Origin of the sequence: Streptomyces sp. NPDC046985, from assembly GCF_040644415.1 — a bacterium.
Taxonomy (GTDB): Bacteria; Actinomycetota; Actinomycetes; order Streptomycetales; family Streptomycetaceae; genus Streptomyces.
In genome coordinates this window covers 14,785-33,555 of record NZ_JBEYWK010000013.1, presented here as the reverse complement: position 1 = coordinate 33,555, position 18,771 = coordinate 14,785, and the positions used below count along the sequence as shown (strand labels likewise).

The window sequence follows — 18,771 nt, the reverse complement described above, 5'->3', positions numbered from 1 at the left end:
GATCACGGCGATAACAGCGATCACGGCGCCGCGACCAGTGCGGACCGGGCCGCTCCCGCCGGGAGCCGTCGCGACCGGAAGGCCGCCGTCCACCGCAGGCGGCGCCGCCGGACCCTGCTGATCGGCGCGGGTTTCGTGCTGGCGGCGGCCGGGCTGGGCCTCGCCGAGCTGGGCGCCGAGGCGCCGGGCCTGCCGGGCTTCGCCCGCCCGGCGCCCGCGCAGGCCGGCGACCAGTCGCCCGGCGGCGGCCCGGCGGGCGCCGGAACCGGAGCGTCAGGGACGGCCCGGCCGCAGGCCGACGCCTCCGGCGGCGCCGTGCGGGCGCGTCCGGCGGCGGCGCAGACGTCGGCGTCGCCGTCCGCCTCGGCGCGGGACGGCGAGCCGACGCCGGGACCGAGCGGGTCGGGCGCGTCGCGGCGGTCGCCCACGGCCCGGCCCTCCGGGGCGGCGGGTGCCGTGGGCGACGCAGACTCCGGCGGCGCCGGTTCGGCCCCGACGCAGGCGCCCCCGCGCCCCACGTCTTCCCGAAGCTCCCGCCCCACGCCCACGCCCCCCGCGCCCCAGCCCACCCCGACCCCATGCCGGCGAATCCTGTGGTGGTGCTCCTGACCTGACCCGCGAGCGGGCGCGGGGCAGGCACGGACCTCCGGGCGACGCGCGTTCGGCCTCCGTGCGACGCGGGCCCGCACCTCCGGCACGGAAGAACGCCACTCGACCCGCCCCGGCCGTGAGGCGCCGTGCCCGTTCACCCCGGGTCTTCGGCGCCCACGCCCGTTCCCCGGTCGGACCCCGAGGCCGACCGTCACCCGCATCACCCAGTCGGTCGCGGATGTCCAAGGTGTCCCAAAGGCGACCGAGGTGCCCCGTTCTCAGGTCGAGTCGGGCGCGTCCAAGGCGCCCCGGGGCGACCGCGACCCCCGTTCCCCGATCGAGGCAGGCGCATCCGGGGGCGCCCCGAAGGCGACCGCGACCCGCGTCACCCCGGGCCGCCGCCCCGGTTCAGTCCCCGCTCTTCACCACCGCGCGCCGGTTCACGCTCCGCTCTTCACCGCCGCGCGCCGCGGTTCACGCTCCGCTCCCCAGCATGCGTCGCAGCAGGTCTCTGAGGGTCAGGCGTTCGGCGTCGCTGAGGCCCGCCAGCGGCTCCCGGGCGAAGCGCAGGCCCTCCCGCAGCTCGCGGGCGGCCTGGGCGCCCTCCTCGGTGGCCGCCGCCAGCTTCACCCGGCGGTCGGCCGGGTCGGGGCGCCGCTCCGCCAGGCCCCGCGCCTCCAAGCGGTCCACGATCCCCGTCACGTTCGACGGCTCGCACTTCAGCTTCTGGGCCAGTTTCCGCATCGGCAGCGGCTCCAGCGCCAGCGTGCTCAGCAGCCGCGCCTGCGCGCCGGTCAGCGCGTGCTCGGCCGCCGCCTCCTCGTAGTCCTCGTAGAAGCGGGCCACCACGTCACCGATCAGCTCGACGACCTCCTGGGTGAGCGGGTCGAGGCGGCGGGGCTGCGGGGGAGTGGCCATGGCGTCCAGGGTACCCGCTTGCTTGACAAGCTGAAATATTCAGGAGCATGGTTGTTTCAGATAATGAAGCATTTCCGTCGCTTTGAAGCGACCGTCCCACCCGCGTCCCCCTACTCCCACCCCCCCCGTGTCCCCACATCCCCCGCACCCCGTAACACCACCCCCCACATCTCCACCCGCCACCGACGAGAGGCGCCCCCGTGTCCGAGATCCCCGCACTGCCCGCCGTCAGCCGTGAATGGCACCTGCTCAGCCGCCCGGTCGGCTGGCCCGAGCCGAAGGACTTCGCGCTGGTCGAGGCCCCGATGCCGGAACCGGCCGAGGGGCAGGTCCTGGTGCGCAACGAGTACCTCTCCGTAGACCCGTACATGCGCGGGCGGATGAGCTCCGCCAAGTCCTACGTGGCGCCGTACGAGCTGAACGAGCCCATGCAGGGCGGCGCCGTCGGCGAGGTCGTCGTCTCCCGCGCCGAGGGCATCGAGCCCGGCGACCACGTCCTGCACTTCGGCGGCTGGCGCGAGTACGCCGCCGTGGACGCCCGGCAGGCGGTCCAGGTCGATCCCGAGGCCGCCCCGCTGTCGACGTACCTCGGCGTGCTCGGCATGCCCGGCCTGACCGCGTACGCGGGCCTGCTGCACACCGCCTCCTTCAAGGAGGGCGACACGGTGTTCGTGTCGGGCGCGGCCGGCGCCGTCGGCAGCCAGGTGGGCCAGCTCGCCCGCCTCAAGGGCGCCGCGCGGGTGATCGGCTCCGCCGGCTCGGACGAGAAGGTCGCGCTCCTGGTCGACGAGTACGGCTTCAACGCCGCCTTCAACTACAAGAAGGGCCCCGTCTCCCAGCAGTTGCGCGCCGCCGCCCCGGACGGCGTCGACGTCTACTTCGACAACGTCGGCGGCGACCACCTGGAGGCCGCGATCGGCGCCCTCAACCGGGACGGGCGCATCGCGATCTGCGGCGCGATCTCCGTCTACAACAACACCGAGCCCGCCCCCGGCCCGCGCAACCTCGCCCGGCTGATCCAGACCCGCGGCCGGATCGAGGGCTTCCTGGTCGGCGATCACTACGACCTTCAGCCGCAGTTCGTGCGGGAGGTCGGCCCCTGGGTGCGCTCGGGCGAGCTGAAGTACCGCGAGACCGTCGTCGAGGGCGTCGAGAACACCCTGGAGGCGTTCCTGGGCGTGCTGCGCGGCGACAACACCGGCAAGATGATCGTCAAGCTCTGACCGGGTCGGTCAGCGCACACGACGATCGAAGGTCCCGTGCCGGCGAGCCAGTTCTCGCCGGCACGGGACCTTCGCCGTCGGGACGGGCGTCCGCGCCGTTGCGGCGTCACCAGTGCGGCGCCCCACAGGACGCCGGATGATCCGCACGAGACTCCAGGGGCGAGACGTGTCCGGGGACCCCTGGAGTACCAGCGCGCTCCAAGAGACTCCCGCACGCGCCTGCCGGTCGGGCTGTTCACGAACCGCCAGTGCGTCGAGTCCGGCCCGGGGCCCCGACCGGACCGTCGCCGTACGCGGCCGTCCCCCTGGGAGACGGCCGTCCACTCTGCGTGGGACGCGTGGGGCGGATTTCCTAGTTCTCCTGTATGACTCGTCATCCAGCCAAAAAGCAGGGAAGGGGAGGCAATAGGGAGAGTAATTCGCTTGTGCCGCGGTGTGGCGCCCGGTATGGTCCTCATGTCGTTTCTCTCTTCTCGACCGCGCCCTCGGGTAAGGGGTAGGCATGCGTCGTGGGCCTCATTGCGTCGATTCCGATTTCTGTGAGGAGATCGCGGGCGCACCGGACACCACGTTCTCCGCGGTGTACGAGGGAGATCCGGCGAGCCGTGTCATAGGGGAGACGCCGCGGTTCCGGCTCATCGCCGACATGTCTCCTCTGTGTGTCGGGCACCTGCTCTTTTCTCCGCTGGAGCATTATCTCAGTTTCGCCGAGTTCGTCGACGCGTTCCATGCGGAGTTCGCCACCGCGTTCGCGGCGATCGGGTCGCTGTACCGAGCCGCGTTCGGAAGGCTCACCGTGCTGGAGCACGGTTCTTCCGACGCTATGCGGGCGCGGGCGTGCATCTCCCATGCGCACTGGCACATCCTTCCGGTGCAGGGAGCACGCGTCGACTCCCTGATCAGCGCGGACGGACTGTCTTCGCGATGCCTGGCCGATTTCTCGGAACTGGCGGCCTTCAAAGGCGAACCGTACTTCCTCTGCGCTCACGAGGACGAATGGCGCGTGTACGACGGGAGCACCCCGATGCGAAGCCAGTATCTCCGTTCGGTCATCGGCCGCCTGCTCGGCATTCCCGACCCGCTCTGGGATTACGCCTTGGTCGTCCGCAAGGAACTGCTCCGCGAGACCATGGCCCTCACCAGCGGTTGGCACGACACTCTGCAAGGCATCGGCGCATCATCCTGAGAACGCGTGAAGGACGCACATGCCGCACACCTCGATTTCCATCGACGGTCCCACGGCCAGTGGGAAGACCACGCTCGCGACGAGCCTCGCCCAGTCTCTCGGACAGGCTTTCCTGGACACCGGACTCACGTATCGAAGCCTTGCCTACGCACTGTCCCAGGAGCCCGAGGAGAATCTGCGCGAGCGACTGCACTCCGTTCTGGAACACCGGCCCGTCGTGTACGACGGATTAGGGGAGACGGTGCAGAGTCATGCCGTCCTTCTCCATGGGAAGGACATCGGCGAGGAGATCTGGGACCCGTCTCTGGACGGCATTCTCAAGACGATCTCCAAGGACGCGGCCTGGCGGCAGGAGATCCTGCGCATGCACCAGGACGTCGTCGCGCGGCACGGGGCGGTCGTCGCCGTGGGGAGGGACGTGGCCATGACCCTGCTGCCGACGGCACGCCTGCGGATCTATCTCACCGCCAGTCTGGCCGTGCGCAGAGAACGGCGGCGGGCGCAGTACCGCGACAGGCACGACCGCTCCACCACCGTGGGACCTCCCACGGAACGCGACGCGGAGAACCGCTCCGCCGTTCGCTCGCTTCCCGACTCGCTGGAGATCGACTCGACTTATCTCCCCGCGTCGGCTGTGTTCGCGTGCGCCGTGAACCGTCTGAGGAACGCTCAGGGCCAGGAGCGCGGAGAGAGGGGCGAGGAAGCATGACGCCACAGGAGCCGGTCTTCTCGGACGAGCCGACGCGGGTGAGGCAGCTCGTGAGCGAGTTCTTCACCGGCCAGTCCGGCGCCGACGTGGGAGCGAGCGGTCTTGACGTGCTGCTGAGCATGGGCGCCGACGCCAGAGACGATTGCGCGGTGTTCGACATCGGATCCCCGCTGACTCTGGTCGTGGGGTCCGACTACATTCGCGGATCGAAGTTCATCCTGCACGAGATGGGTCTCCTGTCCGACTTCGACATCGGCTACTACCTGGCTGCGGCCAACATCAGCGACGTCGCGGCCATGGGCGCGACCCCCATCGGCCTGCTCAGCGTCATCCGCTACCCGCACGAGTTGGACGACGAGGGGTTCCGGCAGACGGCGGCCGGCGTCCACCAGGCGTGCACGGACTTCGGCACCCTCAACGTGGGCGGGGACATCGGCAACGCCGAGCGCCTGATCCTCTCCGGAACCGCTCTGGGCGTCTGCCGACCGGGAAAGGCGCTGAAGCGCAGTGGCGCCCGCCCGGGAGACCTGCTCTGCGTCACCGGTGCGTGCGGCCTCCTGGGGGCCGCGGTGGCGTACTTCCCCAAGAAGGACTCGTTCGCGCCGCGAGGACTTCCAGCGGACGCGGAGCAGAGACTCCTGGACAGTTGGCGCAAGCCCCGGGCGCGGGTCGCCGAAGGGCGCGCCCTGTCCGAGAAGCCGTACGCCACGGCCTGTCAGGACACGTCGGACGGCCTCAAGGCCACCATCGAGCAGATCATGCAGGCCAGTGGGGTGGGATTCCGTGTCTGGGAGCGGGACGTCCCGGTGGACCCCGTGGTTCGCATGGTCGCGGAACTGATGAAGGTCGATCCTCTCGCCCTGACCATGAGCGCCTCGTCTGACTTCCATTTGGCCTTCACCGTCGCCGCGGACGATCTCACGGCGTGCCGGGCGGACTTCACGGCCCTGGGGCTGGACTTCTTCGTGATCGGTGAGGCGACGGACGACGAGCGGGCGCAGGCGGTGAGCGACGAGGGAACCCGGCCGCTGCCCGGTGTGGCGTGGAAACACCAGAAGTCGGACGTCAGCCTGCTGGCCACCGGCGCTTCGGACGCGCACGCCGGATGAGAGCGCTGACGGCCAAGTTCATGGACCGGTCCGTACTGCTCGCGGCGACCCTCGCACTGGTCGCCCGGCAGTACGACATACCGAGCGAGCCGTTCTGGTCCGATGCCGCGCTGCGGCATCCGTACGTCGTCGTCGCGCTCGTCTGCACGGTCGCGGTGTTCGGGGCCCTCACGCCGTTCCAGAGCCACGCGGACAGGCGGAAGGCGGAGCGCCGAGCCGTCGTCCGCCAGCAGGTCCTGGCGCACTTCGGAAAGATGCTGGCCGTGGCGCGCACCGCGCAAACGCCCGTGGAAACAGGCGACCTCGGGCTTCACATATGGCAGATCCGGCGGTCCCTACGGCACCCTCTGCACGGGTATCTCCGGCGCACCGTCGCGTATCGCCTCGGCAACACGCCGGTCACTCGGTCCTTCGCCCCCACCAAGGGCGTGGGCGTCGTGGGACTCTGCTGGAAGCGCAACGAAGAAGTCTCCTTCGACGTGCGGGAACTGATGTCCAGGCTGACCGACCGGCAGGCGTTCGAACGCTACCGCGACACGCAAGGCGCTGACGCCGTCATGGGCCTGGACTGGGAAGAGTTTCGGCGGGTGGCCCACCGTGGGGCCGTCTTCGCGAGTCCCATCAGAAGCCGGAGCGGCGACTTCATCGGCTGCGTGAGCGTAGACGCCCGGCATGGTCATGATTCCATGAACGTGGAAGATTTCTGGCACGAGTTGAACTCGTTGTGCTCCCGTATCGTGCAGGACGACTTCGACATCCTGTGATCCGGATCAGGCCCCTCAGTGCCGGCTGGAATGAGCTTCGGTGAGCTGCTTGAGCGCCGACTCGTCCTCGGGTTTCCGAGTCCACAGGTCCGGATCGCAGTTCGGAACCGCACGCCGGATCCCGCCGCGAGGATCCTCGACGTCTCCGACGCGGCGGGGAATCAGGTGAATATGGAGATGGTCGACGGTTCGTCCCGCTGCCCGCCCCTCGTTGACGCCGATGGTGAACCCGTCGGGACGGTGTTCATCCGTCAGGCGCTGCCGCGCTGCCAGAATGAGGGAGTACGCGTCCTTCACTTCTCTGGCGGTCAGGTCGAAGAACGATTCCACGTGTCGCTTGGGGACGACTTCCACATGACCCGCAGTGGCCGGGAAATTGTCGTAACGGACGTAGAACGTCTTGTTCTGCTGCATGATCTGGTTCAGGCGGGGCTGGTTCCGTTGGCAGAAGATGCAGGCTGATTCGCCTTCTGCTCTTGTCTCCCGGAGAATCCAATGACCCAGTCGCCGGAACAGGGAAAGGGCGGGGGCCATGACGTTTGACAGTTCCTGGCTCATCGATCGCTCCGCTCTCTGTGAGGCTGACTCCGCGCACCCTGTGTGCACCATGATGCCGTGGCTGACGGAGGGGTTGCGCGATGTTCGAATAAGACCTTCCGGGTCGCCCATGGGTGATCTGTCATCGGCATGCATTTCATCCGCTTTTAGAATGGCGGGCGAGGGATGCGCCCACCGTCTGGCTGGCGACAGTCATATCAGAACGGCGACGACGCCCTCGAGGGACGCGTGGACGAGGCGCCGCACGCGCGGCTCTCGCGGCGCCGCCCCCGTCCCCCCTTCCCGTCCCGAAGCGAACACATGGCCGAGTCGCGTCGCTACAGTGGGCCCATGCGTGATCTCGGGGCGGGTTTCGGTTATCTCCTCAAGGGCCAGCGATGGATAGCCCGGCACGGGCGGTCGTACGGCTTCGGGCTGCTTCCCGGTCTGATCACCCTCGTGCTGTACGCGGCGGTCCTCGTCGCCCTGGCCTGGTGGGGGGAGGACGCCGTCGCCTGGGCGAGCCCGTTCGCCGACGGGTGGGCGAGTCCCTGGCGCGGGATCTTCCGCGGCCTGCTCACCGCCGTGCTGTTCGCCCTCGTGCTGCTGCTCGCCGTGGTCACCTTCACCGCGGCCGCCCTGCTGGTCGGCCAGCCGTTCTACGACAAGATCTCCGAGCAGGTCGACCGGGACGTCTCCCCGGACGGGACCGCGCCCCAGTCCTCGCTGCCGCTCTGGCGCGAGCTGTGGGTCTCCGCCCGCGACAGCCTGCGCGTGCTCGTCCGGGCCGCGCTGTGGGGCGTGCTGCTGTTCGCCCTGGGGTTCCTGCCGGTCGTCGGCCAGACCGTCGTGCCGGTGGCCGGCTTCTTCGTCACCGGGTTCTTCCTCACCGAGGAGCTGGCCGCGGTCGCCCTCCAGCGCCGGGACGTCGAGCTGCGCGCCCGCCTGGCGCTCCTGCGCTCCCGCCGGACCCTGGTGTGGGGCTTCGGCGTCCCGCTGGGACTGGCCTTCCTGATACCGGTCGTCGCCGTGTTCCTGATGCCGGGCGCGGTCGCCGGCGCCACCCTGCTCGCCCGCGACCTGCTGGGCGAGGAGACGGCGGACGGCCGCACGGCCGATCCGCAGACCTCGGCGCCCCGGGCGTCCGCCGCGCCCCTGGAACCGCCCGCCGGTATGTGAAAGGTTCGTACGAGGTGACGGCCGGGGGCCGGATCGGCGGCCCGCGCGGCGGCCCCGGCGATTAGGTTCTGATCCGGAACGAAGTCCCCACGAGCAGCCCCGGTCCGGGACCTGACCCCTGGACCGGGGCTCGGGGGACGGACCGTCATCGCGTTCCGGTCGCCGCCGCGTCCCGGTAGTCACGGCGTTCCGGTCGTCACGGCGGTCCGGCTGTCACGGCGGTCCGGTGGTCACAGAGGTCCGGTCGTCATGGCGGTCCGGCTGTCACGACGTCTCGGCCGTGACCGTGCGGTAGGCGATCTCGGCGAGCCGGGCCTGGCCGTCGCGGCTCGGGTGGAACCAGTCCCAGTGGCTGATCTGCTCGGTGCCGAACTGGTAGTCGAACACGGCGTTGTGGTCGAAGCGGCAGCGGCTGTCCTTCGCGCACACCTCCTGAAGCACCTTGTTGTACTCCACCACCCGGGTCTGCACCGTCTCGCGCCGCGCCGTCGCCTCCGCGTCCAGCGCGTCCGCGTCCCCCAGCATCGACGGGCAGATGCCGAGCTTCCACACCTGCTTGCCCAGCACGTTGGTCCGCCCCTCGGACCACAGCCGCTTCAGGTTCGGCACGCTGGAGACGTACACCTCCGTCTTCGGCAGCGACCCGCGCAGCGCGTCCATCGCCTTCTGGAAGTCGCGGCGGAAGTCCGCGACCGAGGTCATCTCGGAGGTGGACGAGCGGCAGGCGTCGTTGGCCCCCACCATCACCGCCATCAGGTCCGGCCGGTGCCGCGCCGCCCGCGCGATCTGGCCGCTCAGGTCGGCCATCCGGGAGCCGGTCACCGCGTCGTTCCAACTGCTCCGCGCCGCCTCCGCCGTACCGAGCAGCCGCACCGCCAGGCTGTCGACCGAGCTGTCGCTGCCCGTCGCCCACGACACCTCCGGGCAGTCCGTCAGCACCATGCACGCGTCGAACCCCCGGGTGATGGAGTCGCCCACCGCGGCCACCGAGTCCGGGCTGCGGTCCCAGGCCGCCGCACGGGCCGCCCGCTCGGCGGCGTCCCGTCGCGCCGTGGCGCCCCCCGCCGCGTCGCACCCCGCGGCGGCCAGCAGGGCCACCGCCACGACGGCATGAGCGACCCGCATACGGCTGCTTCGCTTCCGCATCCCTCGTGATCCCCTCGATCGTCGTGCCGTGCTCCACTGCCCTCCATGAGAACGTGCGATCGTTCCCGCCCCCACTCGAGATGACCGAGCGCCCCGTACAAGCGTCCCCATGGGTGAATGGGGCGCCATTCCCGGCACCGGGACCGACGGTACGTCACACTCCTCGGCCCCTCGCACGGTAGCCTCGCCCTCAGCAGGGCAGTCGCGCCGCTGCCGCCCTGCCCGCACCCTGTCCCGCTCTGCCCGGAGGTCCCGGTGACGACACGTGGAGTCCTGTACGTGCACTCCGCGCCGCGCGCGCTGTGCTCGCATGTCGAATGGGCCATCGCCGGGGTGCTCGGCGCCCGCGTCAGCCTCGACTGGATCCGGCAGCCCGCCGCCCCCGGCGCCTGGCGCTCGGAGTTCTCCTGGCAGGGCCTGGCCGGCACCGCGTCCAAGCTCGCCTCGGCGCTGCGCGGCTGGCACCTGCTGCGCTTCGAGGTGACCGCCGAGCCCTGCGCCACCGCCGAGGGCGAGCGCTATAGCTGCACCCCCGGCCTCGGCATCTTCCACGCCGTCACCGGCATGCACGGCGACATCCTGATCCCCGAGGACCGGCTGCGCGCCGCCCTGGTCCGCTCCCAGCGCGAGGAGACCGACCTGGAGGCGGAACTGGCCAGGCTCCTGGGCAAGCCCTGGGACGACGAGCTGGAGCCGTTCCGGTACGCCGGGGAGGGCGCCCCGGTGCGCTGGCTGCACCAGGTGGTCTGACGTACGGCGCAACGGCGTACGGGGGTCGACCGCATCCGCACGCTCTACCGCCCCGAACACGCGACTCGCGCCCGCACGCTCGACCGTCCCGCACGCCGGACTCGCCCACACGCTCGAACGGCCGACCGCCGAACGGCTGATCCCGCGGAATCGAACGGATGATCCGTCAGGACTGACGGCGCCACAGCAGGCGAAAGGGCCCCCGACCGGTGGGGGCCCTTTCGTACGTCTCCACGCGTCCGCACAGGCGGCTCAGACGCTGCGGAAGGCGAGCACCACGTTGTGGCCGCCGAAGCCGAAGGAGTCGTTCAGCGCGGCGATGCGGCCCTCCACGGGCAGCTTGCGCGCCTCGCCGCGGACCACGTCCGCGTTCGCCTCGGCCTCGGGGTCGATGTTCTCGACGTTGATGGTCGGCGGGGCCAGCCGGTGGTAGAGGGCGAGCACGGTCGCCACCGACTCCACGCCGCCCGCTCCGCCGAGCAGGTGACCGGTCATCGACTTGGTGGCGGAGACCGCCATGTGGTCGGCGTCGTCGCCGAACACCTTGCGCAGCGCCTTCAGCTCGGCGATGTCGCCGGCCGGCGTCGAGGTGGCGTGCGCGTTGACGTGCACGATCTCGGCCGGGTCCAGGTCGGTGCCGTCCAGCAGGTTCTTCAGGGCCTGCGAGATGCCCCGGCCTTCCGGCTCGGGCTGCACGATGTCGTGGCCGTCGGCGGAGATGCCCTGGCCGACCGCCTCCGCGTAGACGCGGGCGCCGCGCTCGGCGGCGTGCTCGGCGGACTCCAGCACCAGCACGCCCGCGCCCTCGCCGAGGACGAAGCCGTCCCGGGCGGTGTCGTAGGGGCGGGAGGCGCCCTCGGGGTTCTCGTTGTTCTTGGACATCGCCATCATGTTGCCGAATGCGGCGATCGGCAGCGGGTGGATCGCCGCCTCCGTGCCGCCGGCGACGACCACGTCGGCGCGGCCGGTGCGGATCATCTCGATGGCGTAGCCGATCGCCTCCGCGCCCGAGGCGCAGGCGGAGACCGGGGTGTGCACGCCCGCGCGGGCGCCCACGAGCAGGCCGACGTTGGCCGAGGGGCCGTTCGGCATCAGCATGGGGACGGTGTGCGGGGAGACGCGGCGCACGCCCTTGTCCCTCAGCACGTCGTACTGGTCGAGGAGCGTGGTCACGCCGCCGATGCCGGAGGCGATGACCGTGCCGAGCCGGTCGGGGTCGACGGCGGGGTCCTCGCCGGCCCTCGCGGTGAAGCCGGCGTCCTGCCACGCCTCCTGGGCGGCGATCAGCGCGAACTGCGCCGAGCGGTCCAGACGGCGGGCCTGCGGCCGGGGGATGGTCTCGGTCGGCTCCACGGCGACCGGGGCCGCGATGCGGACGGCCTGCTCGGCCGCCCACTCCTGCTTCAGGGGCTTGACGCCGGACGTGCCGGAGATCATGCCCTCCCAGGTAGAGGCTGCGTCGCCACCCAGCGGTGTGGTTGCGCCGATACCGGTGACGACCACAGTGCGATTGGTCGAGCTCACGGGAATTCTTTCTCCAACGGATGCGAGGATTCAACGGCGCCACCGCCGGGTGGCGGGGCAGTCAGCCCACGGCTGTGATCGGCAGATCAGGCCTGGTGCTTGAGGATGTAGTCGGTCGCGTCGCCGACGGTCTTGAGGTTCTTGACGTCCTCGTCGGGGATCTTGACGTCGAAGCGCTCCTCGGCGGCGACGACGACCTCGACCATGGACAGCGAGTCGACGTCCAGGTCGTCGGTGAAGGACTTGTCCAACTGGACGTCCTCGACGGGGATCCCGGCGATCTCGTTCACGATCTCGGCGAGACCGGCGACGATCTCTTCCTGAGTGGCGGCCATGTCGGCGCTCCTTCGTTGATTCCAGAGGGTGTGGCGCCCGCCGCCGGGGCGGCGGGTGTGTGCGGCGCCCGTACCGGACGCATGATCCGGCACGGAGTGCCTAGGGGAGGGTAACGACCGTCGCGGCGTACACGAGACCCGCCCCGAAGCCGATGACGAGCGCGGTGTCGCCGCTCTTCGCCTCGCCGGTCGCCAGGAGCCGCTCCATCGCCAGCGGGATCGAGGCGGCCGAGGTGTTGCCGGTGGTGCGGACGTCACGGGCGACCGTGACGTGCTCCGGCAGTTTCAGCGTCTTCACCATCGAGTCGATGATCCGCACGTTGGCCTGGTGCGGGATGAAGACGTCCAGGTCGTCCGGGGTGATCCCGGCCGCGTCCAGCGCCTGCTGGGCGACCTTCGCCATCTCGAACACGGCCCAGCGGAACACCGCCTGGCCCTCCTGCGTGATCGCGGGGAACTTGACGTTGCCCTCGCGGTCCAGCGGAAGCTCGGACACGTCGCCGACGGCGTAACGGTCCCACGGGACGGTCTGCTTGATGGTCTGGGACTTGTCGCCCTCCGAGCCCCACACGGTCGGGCCGATCGCCGGCTCCTGGGAGGGGCCGACCACCACCGCGCCGGCGCCGTCGCCGAACAGGAAGGCCGTCGCCCGGTCCTCCAGGTCCGTCAGGTCGCTCAGCCGCTCCACGCCGATGACGAGCACGTACTCGGCGGAGCCCTCCACCACCATGCCCTTGGCGAGGGTGAGGCCGTAGCCGAAGCCCGCGCAGCCCGCCGAGATGTCGAAGGCCGCCGCCTTGTCGGTGCCGAGCCTGTCGGCGATCTCGGTGGCGATGGCCGGGGTCTGGCTGAAGTGCGAGACGGTCGAGACGACCACGGCGCCGATCTGGTCGGCGGCGATCCCGGCGTCCGCGACGGCCTTGCCGGCGGCCTCGACGGACATCGCCGCGACGGTCTCCTCCGGGGACGCCCAGTGCCGGGTCTCGATGCCGGAGCGGGAGCGGATCCACTCGTCGGACGAGTCGATCTTCTCCAGGATCACCTCGTTGGGCACCACGCGCGTGGGACGGTAGCCGCCCACGCCGAGGATGCGCGCGTACGGGGCGCCCTTGCCGGGCCTGATCTTCGCCATGGTCGGACGGCTCCTTCGGTGGTCAGGCGTTCGCGTGCTCGGCGATGACCTCGCGGGCCGCGTCGAGGTCGTCGGGTGTCTTCAGCGCCAGCGTCCTGACGCCGGGCATCGCGCGCTTGGCCAGACCGGTGAGCGTGCCGCCGGGGCACACCTCGACCAGGGCGGTGGCGCCGAGCTGCGTGAAGGTCTCCATGCACAGGTCCCAGCGGACCGGGTTGGCGACCTGCCCGACCAGCCGCTCGACGATCTCGGCGCCGCTGCTCACGGACCGGCCGTCCTTGTTGGAGACGTACGTGATCTTCGGGTCGGCCGGCGTGAGCGCCTTGGCGGCCTCCGCCAGCTTGTCCACCGCGGGGGCCATGTGGGAGGTGTGGAAGGCGCCGGCCACCTTCAGCGGCACGACCTTGCGCACCCCCTCGGGCTTGTCCTCGCTGAGCGCGGCGAGCTGCTCCATGGTGCCCGCCGCCACGATCTGGCCCGCGCCGTTGACGTTGGCCGGGGTGAGGCCCAGCTTCTCCAGGTGCGCGACGGAGACCGCCGGGTCGCCGCCCAGCAGCGCCGACATGCCCGTCTCGGTGATCGCGGCGGCCTCGGCCATCGCCAGGCCCCGGCGGCGCACCAGGGCGAGCGCGGCGGTGTCGCTCAGGACGCCCGCGAAGGCGGCGGCGGTGATCTCCCCGACGCTGTGGCCCGCGACCGCGTCCGGTGCGATGTCACCGAGTGCCGCGACCGACAGCAGACCCGCGGCGACCAGCAGCGGCTGCGCCACGGCGGTGTCGCGGATCGCCTCCGCGTCGGCCTGCGTGCCGTAGTGGACGAGGTCCAGACCGATGGCGTCCGACCAGGCGGCGACACGGTCGGCGGCCCCGGGCAGTTCGAGCCAGGGCGTCAGGAAGCCGGGCGTCTGGGCGCCTTGGCCGGGAGCGACGAGTACGAGCACTCTCACACTCTCTCTTGGGGACGGCCGGGGCCGCCCGTGAGGACAGGGACGAAGAACACGGAGGGCTTTTGTGGGCCTTCCACAAAAGACTAGGACTGGGGATCTGCGTCGGCCAGACGCCCCAGGATCAGCGCGATCCGCAGCGTGAACGCGGATCGTACATCGGAGGGCGACCAGCCGGTGACGTCAGTCACACGTCGAAGCCGGTAGCGCACAGTGTTCGGGTGAACGAAGAGCATCCGTGCGGCGCCCTCCAGGCTGCTCGCCTGCTCCAGATACACGCTCAGCGTCTCCAGCAGCGCGGAGCCGGCCTCCTCCAGCGGTCTGTAGATCTCCTCTACCAACTGCTCCCGGGCGCTGGGGTCGGAGGCGATGGCGCGCTCGGGCAGCAGATCGTCCGCCAGCACCGGCCGCGGGGCGTCCTGCCAGGCGAGACACGCCTTGAGCCCGGCCGCGGCGGCCTGCGCGGACCGGGTCGCGGCGAGCAGGTCGACCACGACGGGACCGGCGACGACGGGACCGGCGGCGAACGGCCCGATCAGCGACCTGGCCACGGCGAGCGGGTTGTCGTTGCCGCCCGCGATCACCACCAGCCGGTCCCCGAGCACCCCGGTGAGCACCTGGAGCTTGGCGTGCCGGGCGGCCCGCCGGATCGCCTCCACGGTCAGCTCCGAGTCCCCGTCGGGCGCGGTCCCGAGCACCACGCACACGTGCTCGGGGGAGTTCCAGCCGAGAGCGGCGGCCCGTGACACGGCCCCCTCGTCGGCCTCCCCGCTGAGCACGGCGTTGACGACCAGCGACTCCAGCCGGGCGTCCCAGGCGCCGCGCGCCTCGGCGGCCTGGGCGTAGACCTGGGCGGTGGCGAAGGCGATCTCCCGGGCGTACACCAGCAGCGCCTCGCGCAGCGCGGACTCGTCGCCGGGCGCCGCCACCTCGTCGATGGCGGACTCCATGACCTCGATGGTGGTGCGCACCATCTCCACGGTCTGCCGCAGCGTGATCGCCCGGGTCAGCTCGCGCGGGGCGGTGCCGAACACGTCCGTCGAGATCGCCTGGGGGGCGTCCGGGTAGCGGAACCACTCGGTGAACGCGGCGATGCCCGCCTGGGCGACCAGGCCGATCCACGAGCGGTTCTCCGGGGGCATGGCCCGGTACCACGACAGCGTCTCGTCCATCCGCGCGATGGCCTGGGCGGCGAGCGATCCGGAGGACCGCTCCAGTCGTCTCAGGGTCGCCACATGCGGATGGACGGGGCGCGGCGCGGGGTCGGCGTCGCGGGATTCGGGTTCGGGCACGGGGACAAGACTGCCTCATTGGGACTTCCCCGCGTGCCGCCGGGTCCACGCGGGGACGGTCCGGCCCTCGTCAGCGGCCCTGCCACGGGGTTTCCGGCAGGTCCGGGGCGATGGTCCGCGGCCGGTGCGGGTCCGCGTCAGGGGCTACGGTGCGGGTCCCCGGCCGGGGCTACGGTGCGGGTCCGCGTCAGGGTCTACGGTGCCGGTCCCCGGCCGGGGCTACGGTTCGGGTCCGCGTCAGGGTCTACGGCCTCGGGGAACATCGGTACAGCGGTTAACGCCAAGCCGGTGATCATGGCCTCTAGCACGGACGGCTGCCCGGCGGCGAGGTTCGGCGGCGCTCTGCGCCCCCTGCGCGACCCAGACGCGCCGGAGCTGGACGAGGACGACGACGGAGGCGTGCAGGACCAGGAGACCGGGTCCGGCAAGACGTGCAGAGCCTGCGACTGGTCGTCAGACGAGGGCCGGGGCGGGAGCGGGCAGGTAGGGGGTGATGTTGCGCCAGGCGCGCTCGATGTACTCCTTCTTCTCACCGACCGGGGCGACATAGTGCAGCGCGCTTTCGGCAGCGTCGTTGCCCTCAAGACGGGCGATGATCCAGGCGGCGAGATAGTGCGAGGCCAGGCAGCCGCCTGCGGTGGCGATGTTGTCCTTGGCATAGAAGGGCTGGTTGAGCACCTCGACGCCGGCGGCGACGACCCACGGCTTCGTGGTCAGGTCGGTGCAGGCGGGAATGTCGTTGAGCAGGCCGAGCCTGGCCAGCACGAGCGCGCCGGAGCACTGCGCCGCGATGAGCTGGCGCGAGGGGTCCAGGCCCCGCAGGATGTTCATGATCGCCGGGTCTTCGGTGACCTCGCGGGTGGCGATGCCGCTGCCGACGATGACGGCGTCGGCAGCGCACGCCTCCTCCAGCGTGGACATCTGCTCGATGACCACCCCGTTCATCGACGTCACCTTGGGGCTGGGGGTGGCGATGGTGACGTGCCAGTCGTCGCTCTTGATGCGGTTGAGCACACCGAGGGCGATCAGGGAGTCGAGCTCGTTGTAGCCCTCGAAGGTGAGGATGGCGATGTGCACGGCGGCTGTCCTTTCCAGGTGAGTGGACTCGAAGGTAAGGACCCGCGAGCAGGACAGTCAAAGAATTGTCATGGATACAATCCGGTGCATGGCGGTCTCGCGATACAAGAAGCTGGTCGACGCGCTCGCAGCCGACATCCGGACCGGGCGGCTCGCCCCGGGGGTTCGGCTGCCGACCCACCGCGCTCTCGCCGCCCGCGAGGGCATCGCCGTGGTGACCGCGACCCGGGTGTACGCCGAGCTGGAAGCGATGGGCCTGGTGAGCCGGGAACAGGGCCGCGGCACGTTCGCGCGGGACATCGCGGTCCCCGCCGGTCACGGCATCGATCAGCAGGCCGTCGCCACGGACGCGGTCGACCTCAACTTCAACTACCCCTCGCTGCCCGGCCAGGCGGATCTCCTGCGACAGGCCCTGCGAGAGGTGGCCACCTCCGGTGATCTCGACTCGCTGCTGCGCTACCAGCCACACCGAGGGCGCCCCCAGGACAGAGCCTCCATCGCACGGCACCTCACGCGCCGGGGAATCACCGCCGACGCGGATCAGATCCTCATCGCCAACGGCGCCCAGCACGGCCTGGCCATCACCGTCATGGCCGCGCTGAGCGCCGGCGACGTCGTCGCGGTCGACGCCCTCACCTACCCGGGTTTCAAGATCCTCGCGCACGCCTTTCACCTCGACCTGGAGCCCATCCCCACCACCGCCGACGGGCCGGACCTCGATGCCCTGGAGAAACTGTGCGCGACCCGCCCGGTGCGCGCGATCTACACCATGCCCACCCTGCACAACCCCCTGGGCTGGGTCATGCCGGCCGCCGACCGCACCCGACTGATCAGGATCGCCCGACAGCACGGCCCGCTCATCATCGAAGACGCCTCATACGCCTACCTGGTCGAGGACCCCCCACCGCCACTGGCCGCCACCGCACCGGACATCACCGTCTATGTCTCGGGACTGTCGAAGAGCATCGCCACCGGCCTGCGGGTCGGCTTCGTCCTCGCCCCGCCGTCCACGGTTCCGTCCCTCGAACGCGCCATCCGGGCAACTGCCTGGAACACCCCTGCCCTCACCACCGCCATCGCCTGCCGCTGGCTCGACGACGGCACGGCGAACCACCTGGAAGCAGAGAAACGAGACGACGCCAGGGCCCGCCAGGCACTCGTCAGACAGGAACTGGCGGGCCTCCCGCTCATCAGCCACCCCTCGTCCTACTTCACCTGGCTGCCGCTGCCCGACGACGCACGCGCCGACCGTCTCATCGCCACCCTCGCGCGCCAGCACATCTCGGTCGCCACGGCAGAGCCGTTCGCCACCTCGACGCACCCACCACAGGCGATCCGCCTCGCCCTGGGCTCGACCGACCTGGACAGCCTCCGGTCGACGCTGCGCACAGTACGACGAGTCGCCGTCGAGGACGCCTACACCTGAACGCGGGCTCCAGCCCTTCTGTCGGCAAACGATCGTTTGACGACAGGCAGGCGGCGCGTCCAATGAACCCGTGCAGTCCGGGGGTTCGAGGCGGCCCGAATCCCATCAGATCCGATGGTGATTGCTGACAGGGTTTGACGACAGATTAGGGTCCGACCCTCCGTACGGAAGGGGCCCCTCGGTGGCGAACCTGGTCTACAGGGCACCGGTCCGTGGCCGGGTCTACGGTGGGGGCGTGAAGGACTCGACGGACGTCCGCCGCGCGGCGGAGCGCTACCGGGGCGGCGACGCGGCGGCCGGGATCGACACCCGGCACGCCTTCTCCTTCGGCCCGCACTACGACCCCGACAACCTCCGCTTCGGCGCCCTGATCGCCTGCAACGAGGAGCGCCTCGCCCCGGGCGCGGGCTTCGACGAGCACCCGCACAGCCACACCGAGATCGTCACGTGGGTGGTGGAGGGCGAGCTGACCCACCGTGACTCCACCGGCCGCGAGACGGTGATCCGCCCCGGCGACGTCCAGTGCCTGAGCGCGGCGGCCGGGGTGCGCCACGTCGAGCGCAACGCCGCCGCCGTCCCGCTGGCCTTCGTCCAGACGTGGCTGTCCCCGCTGGTCCCCGGCGGGGAGCCGCGCTACGACGTCGTGCGCGGCATCGCCGACTCCACCCCGTACGCCGTTCCCGGCGCCGGGGCCGCCCTGCACGTGCGCCGCCTCGCGCCGGGCCAGCGCACCGCGCTCCCGGCCGCCGCGCACCTGTACGTCCACGTCGTGCGCGGTGAAGTGCGTCTGGAGCAGAAGTCGTTGACGGCGGGGGACGCGGCGCGGCTGACGGACTCCAGCGGGCGGGCGGCGGTACGGGGCGTCACGGCGGCGGAGCTGCTGGTATGGGAGCTGGGAACCGGCTGAGCCGACCGCCCGACCTCGTAAGG

The 18,771-nt window shown here is 71.0% G+C and carries 19 protein-coding genes; 9 read left to right on the top strand and 10 right to left on the bottom strand.

Annotated features, from left to right (window positions below):
* Positions 1–20 precede the first annotated feature (20 nt).
* On the bottom strand, positions 21–428 hold the full coding sequence (locus ABZ861_RS18200; RefSeq protein ID WP_361631151.1) for a hypothetical protein: 408 nt from the start codon (positions 426–428) through the stop codon (positions 21–23).
* Between the two features lie 637 nt (positions 429–1,065).
* Complete coding sequence (locus tag ABZ861_RS18195; RefSeq protein ID WP_361631148.1) at positions 1,066–1,509, bottom strand: MarR family transcriptional regulator; 444 nt, start codon at positions 1,507–1,509, stop codon at positions 1,066–1,068.
* Between the two features lie 200 nt (positions 1,510–1,709).
* On the opposite strand from ABZ861_RS18195, the gene ABZ861_RS18190 reads away from it, so the two are divergent.
* The 5 genes from ABZ861_RS18190 (at position 1,710) to ABZ861_RS18170 (ending at position 6,500) form a co-directional block, all read left to right on the top strand.
* Positions 1,710–2,732 carry an NADP-dependent oxidoreductase gene (locus ABZ861_RS18190; RefSeq protein WP_361631145.1) on the top strand — a complete coding sequence of 341 codons (1,023 nt, stop codon included), beginning with the start codon at positions 1,710–1,712 and terminating at the stop codon, positions 2,730–2,732.
* 502 nt (positions 2,733–3,234) lie between these two features.
* Positions 3,235–3,918 (top strand): HIT domain-containing protein, encoded by a 684-nt coding sequence (locus ABZ861_RS18185; protein ID WP_361631142.1) that lies wholly within the window; start codon positions 3,235–3,237, stop codon positions 3,916–3,918.
* Positions 3,919–3,937: 19 nt separating this feature from the next.
* Positions 3,938–4,627, top strand: a complete 690-nt coding sequence (locus ABZ861_RS18180; RefSeq protein ID WP_361631139.1) for a (d)CMP kinase — start codon at positions 3,938–3,940, stop codon at positions 4,625–4,627.
* Positions 4,624–5,736 (top strand): thiamine-phosphate kinase, encoded by a 1,113-nt coding sequence (gene thiL / locus ABZ861_RS18175; protein ID WP_361631136.1) that lies wholly within the window; start codon positions 4,624–4,626, stop codon positions 5,734–5,736. Before ABZ861_RS18180 ends, thiL begins: the two co-directional genes overlap by 4 nt.
* Positions 5,733–6,500: a hypothetical protein gene (locus ABZ861_RS18170; RefSeq protein WP_361631133.1), complete on the top strand. Its 768-nt coding sequence runs from the start codon at positions 5,733–5,735 to the stop codon at positions 6,498–6,500. The genes thiL and ABZ861_RS18170 overlap by 4 nt, the downstream gene beginning before the upstream one ends.
* 15 nt (positions 6,501–6,515) lie before the next feature.
* Here the strand turns inward: ABZ861_RS18170 and ABZ861_RS18165 are convergent, their stop codons facing one another.
* Positions 6,516–7,058, bottom strand: coding sequence for an HIT domain-containing protein (locus ABZ861_RS18165; RefSeq protein ID WP_361631130.1), 543 nt, complete (start codon positions 7,056–7,058; stop codon positions 6,516–6,518).
* Positions 7,059–7,388: 330 nt separating this feature from the next.
* On the opposite strand from ABZ861_RS18165, the gene ABZ861_RS18160 reads away from it, so the two are divergent.
* Positions 7,389–8,216 (top strand): EI24 domain-containing protein, encoded by an 828-nt coding sequence (locus ABZ861_RS18160; protein ID WP_361631127.1) that lies wholly within the window; start codon positions 7,389–7,391, stop codon positions 8,214–8,216.
* A gap of 264 nt (positions 8,217–8,480) precedes the next feature.
* Here ABZ861_RS18160 and ABZ861_RS18155 read toward each other — a convergent pair whose 3' ends face one another.
* Positions 8,481–9,362, bottom strand: coding sequence for an SGNH/GDSL hydrolase family protein (locus ABZ861_RS18155; protein ID WP_361631124.1), 882 nt, complete (start codon positions 9,360–9,362; stop codon positions 8,481–8,483).
* A gap of 255 nt (positions 9,363–9,617) precedes the next feature.
* On the opposite strand from ABZ861_RS18155, the gene ABZ861_RS18150 reads away from it, so the two are divergent.
* The gene (locus ABZ861_RS18150) at positions 9,618–10,112 is read left to right on the top strand and encodes a DUF3145 domain-containing protein (protein ID WP_361631121.1); all 495 of its coding nucleotides are present in this window, start codon (positions 9,618–9,620) and stop codon (positions 10,110–10,112) included.
* A 252-nt stretch (positions 10,113–10,364) separates the two neighbouring features.
* On the opposite strand, the gene ABZ861_RS18145 is transcribed toward ABZ861_RS18150, so the two are convergent.
* The 6 genes from ABZ861_RS18145 to ABZ861_RS18120 all read right to left on the bottom strand — a co-directional run bounded on the left by ABZ861_RS18145 (position 10,365) and on the right by ABZ861_RS18120 (position 16,415).
* Positions 10,365–11,636 (bottom strand): beta-ketoacyl-[acyl-carrier-protein] synthase family protein, encoded by a 1,272-nt coding sequence (locus ABZ861_RS18145; RefSeq protein WP_361631118.1) that lies wholly within the window; start codon positions 11,634–11,636, stop codon positions 10,365–10,367.
* Between the two features lie 86 nt (positions 11,637–11,722).
* The gene (locus tag ABZ861_RS18140; RefSeq protein ID WP_030341284.1) at positions 11,723–11,971 is read right to left on the bottom strand and encodes an acyl carrier protein; all 249 of its coding nucleotides are present in this window, start codon (positions 11,969–11,971) and stop codon (positions 11,723–11,725) included.
* A 100-nt stretch (positions 11,972–12,071) separates the two neighbouring features.
* Positions 12,072–13,103 (bottom strand): ketoacyl-ACP synthase III, encoded by a 1,032-nt coding sequence (locus tag ABZ861_RS18135; RefSeq protein WP_361631115.1) that lies wholly within the window; start codon positions 13,101–13,103, stop codon positions 12,072–12,074.
* A 22-nt stretch (positions 13,104–13,125) separates the two neighbouring features.
* Positions 13,126–14,043: an ACP S-malonyltransferase gene (locus ABZ861_RS18130; protein WP_361631113.1), complete on the bottom strand. Its 918-nt coding sequence runs from the start codon at positions 14,041–14,043 to the stop codon at positions 13,126–13,128.
* A gap of 89 nt (positions 14,044–14,132) precedes the next feature.
* Positions 14,133–15,338: a fatty acid biosynthesis transcriptional regulator FasR gene (gene fasR / locus ABZ861_RS18125; protein ID WP_361631110.1), complete on the bottom strand. Its 1,206-nt coding sequence runs from the start codon at positions 15,336–15,338 to the stop codon at positions 14,133–14,135.
* A gap of 453 nt (positions 15,339–15,791) precedes the next feature.
* Positions 15,792–16,415, bottom strand: a complete 624-nt coding sequence (locus tag ABZ861_RS18120; protein ID WP_361631107.1) for a DJ-1/PfpI family protein — start codon at positions 16,413–16,415, stop codon at positions 15,792–15,794.
* 88 nt (positions 16,416–16,503) lie between these two features.
* Here ABZ861_RS18120 and ABZ861_RS18115 point away from each other — a divergent pair, with 88 nt between their 5' ends.
* Positions 16,504–17,841, top strand: a complete 1,338-nt coding sequence (locus ABZ861_RS18115) for a PLP-dependent aminotransferase family protein (RefSeq protein ID WP_361631104.1) — start codon at positions 16,504–16,506, stop codon at positions 17,839–17,841.
* Between the two features lie 235 nt (positions 17,842–18,076).
* The gene (locus tag ABZ861_RS18110; protein ID WP_361631101.1) at positions 18,077–18,748 is read left to right on the top strand and encodes a pirin family protein; all 672 of its coding nucleotides are present in this window, start codon (positions 18,077–18,079) and stop codon (positions 18,746–18,748) included.
* Positions 18,749–18,771 lie beyond the last annotated feature (23 nt).